This window comes from Bifidobacterium leontopitheci (genome assembly GCF_009193355.1).
Taxonomy (GTDB): Bacteria; Actinomycetota; Actinomycetes; order Actinomycetales; family Bifidobacteriaceae; genus Bifidobacterium; species Bifidobacterium leontopitheci.
The window spans coordinates 45,930-54,103 of record NZ_WBVT01000020.1; the positions used below are offsets into that span (position 1 = coordinate 45,930).

2 protein-coding genes are annotated in these 8,174 nt (G+C 67.0%); one reads left to right on the forward strand and one right to left on the reverse strand.

Going from position 1 to position 8,174, the window contains the following annotated elements; all coding sequences use genetic code 11:
* Nucleotides 1–940 precede the first annotated feature (940 nt).
* Complete coding sequence (locus F7D09_RS07005) at nucleotides 941–6,181, reverse strand: Ig-like domain-containing protein (RefSeq protein ID WP_193312374.1); 5,241 nt, start codon at nucleotides 6,179–6,181, stop codon at nucleotides 941–943.
* Nucleotides 6,182–6,536: 355 nt separating this feature from the next.
* On the opposite strand from F7D09_RS07005, the gene F7D09_RS07010 reads away from it, so the two are divergent.
* Entirely contained in the window at nucleotides 6,537–8,165 is a 1,629-nt protein-coding gene (locus F7D09_RS07010) for an MFS transporter (protein WP_152234688.1), read from the forward strand.
* Nucleotides 8,166–8,174: the final 9 nt, after the last annotated feature.

Here is an 8,174-nt window from a genome sequence, read left to right on the forward strand (position 1 = left end):
GTCGGTCCCACTCTCCGTCAGTCCCCCACTCTCCGTCGGCCCGTTGGCCCGCCAGTCCCCACTTTCCGTCGGCCCCCAGGCGTTCCCCATGCTCCCTCCCCCTCTGTCACAGCGGGTAGCTACCCGCTGTGACAATTCCGGGCTCCAAACTCCCGGGTTTCTCCCATTTGGAGTGGCTGAGATGGGAGAAATCCGGGAGTTGAAACCCTCATCCCTCGTCTAATTCCCGGGTTTCTCCCATTCCGCCTGCCTCGGATGGGAGAAAACTGGGAGTGGGCTGCGGCTCCGCGCGGACCGCTGTCATAGCGGGGCGGAACGCTCCTGCGGGGGCGTCTGCGGGAGATGTGGGTGTTTTGTTTGGGGGGTTTGCGTGTGCCTGAATTGCAAAACGGCGGAATCAAGCCGTTTCTTCCGAGCGGCTCAGTGATGTTCCGCAAACGAAACACCCACATCTCCGACTTGCGGCATTGTTCCGGGTAGCTTCATCCCCAACGACGGCCAATACCGTACATTGTGCGGTAATGTGTTGCACCGCTCAGGCAGCAACCGTGGCAATCTAACCGACCGTACTCGTGCGCGCGCTTGGAGTACGTTCCGCCAGGAAAAAACGACGAACCGTACTCGAATGACCGCTACGAGTACGTTTTGTTGACAATTATCGACCGACCGTACTCTAACTCGGTCTCCGAGTACGTTTCGTCAGGAAAAAACGACCGACCGTACTCTATCGTGGTCTACGAGTACGTTCCGTCAGGAAATCCCAATGAACCGTGTTTGACAACTATCTTCGAATACGACCCGTCGACGATATGAGGGCAGTGGTATGCGATAGGGCCTGCGCCGAATAACGACGCAGGCCCTATCTGAGGCTGTCGGCGAGCAGGAATGCCGGCGGCCGTGTCAGCAAATGGGATTGAGCGGAGTTCGTATAGGCATCACCTCACTTGGTCGCTGCAGCAGTCGCCGCAGCGGTTTCGGGAGTGACCTGGACGTGGTAGATGCGGGTCGCGGTGCCGTCCTCGGAGGTGACGATCACCTGCGCCTCGCCGTCGGTCGCGGTGCGGTTCACCACGGTGATGGCCGCGTTGTTGCCGGCCGGCAGCACCTCGACACTCGTCCCGGCCCCCGCGGCGCCAGTACGGGCGGCGCCAGTACGGGCGGCACCCGAGCCCGCAACCTGATACTCCTCGACCGCCGGGTCGAACCCGTCGACCGTGGCGCCGTCCACGAACAGGCCGGCGATCGTCGCCTCGCCGTTGAGCGCTGGAACCTGCGCGTCGCCGCGTACCTCGGTGATCGCCACGACCGCGCCCTCGGCGGACGTGAACGTGATGCGGATTCTCGACGTGCGGACCATGTCGAACGTGTAGGTCGTCTCGTCGCCCTTCGACGACATCGACGAGCCCGGCTTGTCGCCCACGGTCGCGTACACCCACGCGGCGTCGTTCGTTTGCTCGACCGGGTGCGACGCGGCCGTCAGCCCCTGCACCGGCTGCCATGCGCCGTCGGCGTCGAGATACTCCACGCCGACCGACTCCGGCAGCGCGACGCCCTCGCCGTCAAGGCAGTAGTACACGGTGAACGAGTGCAGCATGAACGGCGTCTCCTCGCCGTAGCCGAAGCGGTACTCGAGCCATGCGGTGCGCGACGGGTTGCCGGTGGTGGACCAGCGGTTCTTCAGGTTGTAGCCCACGCGCGGCGTGTACGAGACGATGCCGTCCATGAGCAGCGACGCGTCCTCCTGCGCCTTCGGGTCGGGGTTCGTGTAGGAGGCGCGCACCTGCGGGTACACGTCGTTGCGGTACGAGAACAGGTCGCGGTTCTGCACGAACTCGTCGGTGACGCGCACGTGCGCGACGGCCTTTCCGCTGATGCCGTCGACCGTGCCCAGCAGCGTGAACGTGCCGGGGTTGCGGTACGTGGAGGCTTCGGGCGCGTCCCACGTGACGGCGCGCTGCTCCTTCGCGCCGTCGCTCCAGTAGACGGTCACTTCGGGCACGTCCTCCTGGATGAGCGGCTCGATGCCGGTGATCGTCGCCAGCGAGACCGACTGCACGGCGAGCACTTCGACCACGTGCACGGTGACGGTCACCGGGGTGCCGAACCGTGCGAGCGTGCCGCGCACGGTGACGTCGCCGGCGTGCGCGTACGCGGCGTCGGCGACCGGCTCCCAGTCGACCGGCAGCGGCGCGCCGAGGCCGTGGTCGAACGTCACGGCCGCGGTGGCTGGCAGCTGCGGCGTGGTGCCGGCGACGGTGCGCACGTCGGGCACGTGCACGCCGGCCGGCTTCTTCGGCGTCGCGCCGTCGGCGACGGTGACGATCGCCGGCGTGCTGGTCCGGGTCTCGCCGCCGTAGGCCACGGTCGCGGTGATGTTGGCGGTGCCGGGCAGCAGCGCGGTGACGGTTACGTGGTCCTGCGCGCCGGCGACGGCCGCGACGGACGGGTTACTGGACGTGTACGTCACCTTCGCGTTGTCCGCGGTGGCCGTGGCGACCGGGTTGCCGTTCTCGTCGGTGACGTGGATGCGCAGCGTCGTCGTCTCGTCTTCGGCCAGCGCGTGCGCCGGCGGTTCGATGGTGACGTCGGCGACGGGCGCAGGCGGCACGTCAAGGTCGAGCGCGTAGGCGTTGTGCTGCTCGCCGTCCTCGGAGGTGACGCGCACGACGTACGAGCCGTACGGGTAGTGGACCGGCGGCACGATGTAGGCGGTCGCGTTGTCGGCGGTGGCCACCTCGATGGCCGGCTTGTCGGCGGTGTAGGCGCGGTGCAGCGTGTAGCGGTGCGTGTCTGCGGAGAAGCCGTCCAGCGGCTTGCCGTCGACGGTGATCGACGTGACCGTGGTCGTGCCGTGGGCGAACGGCTTGGCGGCGGCAGCGTCACCATCACCAACGGCGACGAGGCGGACGCTCGCCTTGACCGGCAGCCCGTACCCCTCGACCGTGCCCTCGACGGTGACGTTGCCCGGCTCGGCCCATGCCGCAGCCGGCATGTCGGGCCACGTGACAGGCGCGTCGACGCTGCTGCCGTCATCGAAGACGACCATCGCGCGTTCCGGCAGCTGCGGCGCGGCGCCGGCTGCCGCGGCCAGCGACACGTCGCGCACGGACGCCGGCTTGGTGACGGTGACCGCCGCGCGCACCGGCAGGTCCGCGGCGCGGCCGTCGACGACGAACGTCTGCGCGTCCGGCTTGGCGGCGGCCTCGGCGAGCTTGTCGTTGAGATACGCGACATCCCACGTGACCGGCACCAGCGCGGTCGTGTTGTCGGCGAGCAGCGCGGTCACGGTGACGGGCAGGTCGACCTTCTCGCCGTCGCGCACGCGCACGGCGGTGTCGCGGACGGCGAGCACTTCGTCGCCTCGGCTCCCACTGTCGGAGGGGTTGGACGACGAAGCTGGATCGAGGGGCAGTGCGGCGTCAGACGCGGGCGCTCCCCCAGTCACGCTGCGCGTGACAGCCCCCTCCACCGAGGGGGCCGAGTTGGCTGGGCGGCGTGCGGACGCTCCCCCGGTCACGCCGCGCGTGACAGCCCCCTCCGAGCTGACAGTGAACACGTCGACCGAATCGGAACGCAGGCCCTTGGCGGTGGCGGTCACGCGGATCGGCTTGCCGGAACCGTCGGAGGCGACGATCGCCAGCACCTTGCCGGAGTAGGCGGAGTGGACCGGGGACTGCAGCGGCTCGGTGTTCGCCTGATAACCGTTGTCGGTGCCGAGCAGGCGGCCGTGTTCCACGTGGAACGTCAGCTCGTTGTCCGCGCGCGGCACGATGACGCCGGCGTCGTCGATCACGTCCGCCTCGATGAAGCTCAGGTCGCGCCCGTCGCCGTCGATGACGTGACGGTCCGGGACCAGCCGGATGCCTGCCGGCGCGGCGGCTGTCGTGATCGAGTCGCGCGCGACCACGTTGCCGGCCTTGTCGTAGGCGACGACCTCGACCGTGCCCGGCTCGAACGGCACCTCCCACTGCAGGGTCAGCTGCTTCGGCTCGTTGCCGTCCTTCTGGTAGCGGTACTCGAACGGCTTGTCAGCGTACTTGTTGCTCAGGTGGAAGCTCGCCTGATGCGGCTCGAACTCGCGCCTGCCCAGCGAACGGCCATTGAGGAACAGCTCGGCAGAAGCGGCATTCGTGTACGCCCACACGGCCACCGACTCGCCCTGATCCCAGTTCCAGTGCGGCAGCAGATGCACCATCGGCGCGTCGTCGGGGTCGGTCCACAGCGCCTTGTACAGCCACCACGGGTTCTTCGGGAAGCCGGCCGTGTCGACCATGCCGTAGTAGGAGCGCAGCGGCGCGAGCACGGAACCGTCGGATTCCGGCATCTCCGGCTTGTTCCAGTAGAAGTTCGAGATGTACGGCGCCGGCTCGCCGATGTAGTCGAAGCCGGTCCACGCGAACTCGCCGACGTTGAACGGCAGGTTCACGAGACGGTCGAACGCGATGTCGAGCGGGTAGCCGCGGTTCGTGGTGACGTTGTAGTCGGAGATCTCGTACGTGTCCTCCTTCCATGGGCGGCGGCCCTTGGCGAACGGGTAGTCGCGGCCGCGCAGCTGCCACTCGTCGGTGAGGATCGTCGGGTGCACGTAAAACCCGCGGCACGGCGTGCAGTTGCCGGATTCGGAGTTGAGGATGACGTCGTTCGGATGCTTCTCGTGCACCTGCTCCATCTGGTCGCGGTTGATGTACGAGTAGCCGCGCACGTCCATCTGCTCGTGGATCCGGTTGCCGATGCCGTCGATGCCTTTGGACAGGTACGACGCGTCGTTCACGGAGTTCGGACGGGTCGGGTCGAGCAGGTGGCACCGCCGGGTCAGGTCGGCGGCGATCGGGATCTCGGCCTCCTGCCAGGCGACCTCGTTGCCCATGCCCCACATGAACACGGCCGGCTCATTGCGGTCGCGCAGGATCATCGCGGCTAGGTCCTCGGGGTAGTCCTTGGCGAAGTAGTTGCTGTAGTCGTTGCGGTTTTTCGGGGCCGTCCACATGTCGGTCAGCTCCTCGAGCAGCAGGAAGCCCATGCGACTGCACTCCTCGGCCCACACCTTCGAGCACGGGTTATGGCTGGTGCGGATCGCGTTGACGCCCGCGTCCTTGAGGATCTCCAGCTGGCGCACGACCGCGCGGCGGTAGGTGGCTGCGCCCAGCGCGCCGAGGTCGTGGTGCATGCACATGCCGAGCGCGCGCATGTTCACGCCGTTCAGATACAGGCCGGACGCCGGGTCGAGGGTGATCCAGCGCAGGCCGAAGCGGGTTTCAGTGACGTCGAGCGCGGCGGTTGCGGCGTCGGCTGCGGCCGCGCCGTCCAGCACGGTGGTGCGCAGCGTGTACTGGTACGGGTCGGCGGTGCTCCACAGGTGCGGCTGCGGCACGGCGACGGTCTGCTCGTACCGGTTGGCTGCGTCGGCGTCCGCATAGTGGGACTCGGCCGCGGTCGTGTCCGGCGTGTTCGCCGGGACGACGACCGCGGTTTCGGCGGCGGCGGCGACGGTGCCGTCCGCGGCGACGACCTCCTGGCGGAGGGTCACCGCACGGTCTTCGGCGGTCTCGTTGGCGACGAGCGTGGCGACGTGCACGTTGGCCGGCCGACCGGCGGTGACGTCGTCCTCAAGGGTCGGCGTGGTGATCTGCGTGCCGAAGCGCGCGACGTGCACGGGACCGGTGACGGTGAGCGTCACGTCGCGGTACAGGCCGGCGCCCGCGTACCAGCGGGAGCTCGGCTCCTCGTTGGTGGTGCGCACGGTGACGACGTTGCGTTCGCCGAGCCTGAGCCGGCCGGTCAGGTCGACGCTGAATGCGGTGTAGCCGTAGTGGTGTTCGGCGACCTTCTCGCCGTTGAGCCAGATTTCGGCGCGGTCCATGGCGCCGTCGAAGTCGAGCGTGACGCGCTTGCCCGCGAGGGTTGCGGGGGCGGTGAAGGCCTTGCGATACCAGCCTTCGCCGACCTTGAGATAGCCGACGGTCGCGCGGGCGTTGCGCGAGAACCGGCCCTCGACGCCGTAGTCGTGCGGCAGGTCGACGTCGCGCCATTCGGCGTCGTCGTAGCCGGGCTTCTCCGCGCCGTTGGGTGTGCCGCGGAAGAACTTCCATCCGCGGTCGAAATCGTTCGCGCGCCGGGTGAGGGTGCGCTGTTGGGTGGGCGCCTGCGTGGCGGGCGCCTGTGCGCTGTCTGTCGTCATCATGAAGACCTCCATGACTTGTGATGACCGGGTTGCTGCTTTGCTGCTCATGAGTGTCGCCGTCCGTGCGGTTGGTGTCGCGTGGACAATCGGCGGCTGATCGTCGCCGGCTTCCCGCAGCCGTTCCTCCGCGGGATTGACACCAGCATATCATCTCAACGATAAGATTACTGAAATAAGCTGGATTTAGCTGGAACTGAAACGCCGCTGATGGCGCATAAATCTTAACGATGATATAGTGTTTGGCAACAGAACAACGAAATCCGCATACGGCGTGTCGCGATGTCGCGACGCAACCGGACGCGGCGCCGGGCCGCAGGCCGGCGACGCCGCACGCAAGGAAGCAGAAAGGACTCGGATGTCTCGCTCACTCCCACAAGGCTCTGACAAGACCCTGGTCAGGCCGCTGTCATGGAAGGCCAAGCTCGGCTACTCCACGTTCTCCCTGTCGTACGTCATGCAGACCATGATCGTCACCTGGCAGATGTTCTATTTCACGACGTTCCTCGGCGTGCCCATGTCCGTCACCGCCGTGATCATCGCCGTCGGCAAGATCGTCGCCTCCGTGATCGGCCCCGTCTGGGGGTACATCTCCGACCGCATGTACCGCAACGCGCTCGGCCGCAGGTTCGGCCGCCGCCGCTCCATCCTCCTGTTCGCCATCCCCGCGAACTTCGTCTTCTACCTGCTGCTGTGGATCCCCAACCTGTCGATCCCCGTGTACTTTCTCGCCAACCTGCTGTACTGGGCGTTCTTCGCCGGCATTACCACCGTGCAGTACGGCCTGCCCAGCGAGATGACCGAGAACCCCGGCCAGCGCGCGCAGCTCGTCGGCGTCAACCAGATCGCCGGCGCCATCGGCGGCACGTTCCTCTCGGTGCTCAACGTGTACCTGTTCACCATCTGGGGCAAGGACAACTGGGAATCGTACTTCAACATGGCCCTGCTGTACGGGCTCATCGGCACCGCCGTGCTCATGCTCGGCTTCCTGTCGATCCAGGAGCGGCCGTTCGACGAGTCGACCAATGTGTCCGACGCGGATGCGGGCGGCGGTGCGGGCGCTGCGGGCGCGGGTAGTGCGGACGCGGGCGCTGCGGGAGGGTCCGCCGCGGGCGCCGGGCGGATTGGCTTCGGCCGCCGCCTCGTATCGGTCGTATGGAACTTCCTCTCCGTGCTCAAGGTCAAGGAGTTCCGCAACTACCTCGGCCTGTACCTCTCCGAAGAATGCTTCCGCACCGTGCGCGGCACGCTCAACACGTATTTCGTGATCTTCGTGCTGCTGCTCGACCCGCAGACCGTCTCGCTCGCCACCGGCATCAACCTCACATTCGGCATCGCGTGCGTCGCGTTCTTCATCTGGCTGACCGCGCGCGTCGGCGGCCCGCGCGCCTACCGGATCGGCGGCGTCGAGGTGATCTGCGTGTTCCTCGCCATGTTCGCACTCGCCATGACCGCCGGCAGCCTGCCCGCGGCGACCCGGGCCGTGCTGTACATCGGTCTCGGCCTGTTCATGAACTTCGGCATCACCGGCGTGGTGAACGCCACGCAGTACACGTACACGTTCATCCCCGACGTCGACGAGATCATCACCTCGAAGCGGCGCGAAGGCCAGTACGCGGCCATCAACTCGACCATCGACGACATCTTCTCGTCGGCCGAGACGATCGTGATCGGCCTAGTGCTCGAGGCGACCGGCTTCATGGAAGGTGCGCAGACGCAGCCGCCGCAGACTGTGTTCGCGCTCGCATGCCTATTCTCGTTCGTGCCGATCATGATCTGTCTGGTCGGCATCGCGTTCACCTACCGGCTCAGGCTCAACCGCGAAAACCACGAGCTGCTGCTCGCCGAGATCGCCCGTCTGCGCGCGGGTGGCTCCATGGCCGACGTTACGCCCGAGACGCGGGCCATGGTCGAGTCGCTCACCGGCATGCCCTATGAGCGCTGCTGGGGGCATAACAATGTCATCAATGTGGCGCGCAAGGGGTGAGGCGGGGCG

Bases quoted from the DNA above. Each gene is read 5' to 3' on its own strand.
- F7D09_RS07005 (WP_193312374.1), bottom strand. From the start codon at position 6,181: ATGATGACGACAGACAGCGCACAGGCGCCCGCCACGCAGGCGCCCACC.
- F7D09_RS07010 (WP_152234688.1), top strand. From the start codon at position 6,537: ATGTCTCGCTCACTCCCACAAGGCTCTGACAAGACCCTGGTCAGGCCG.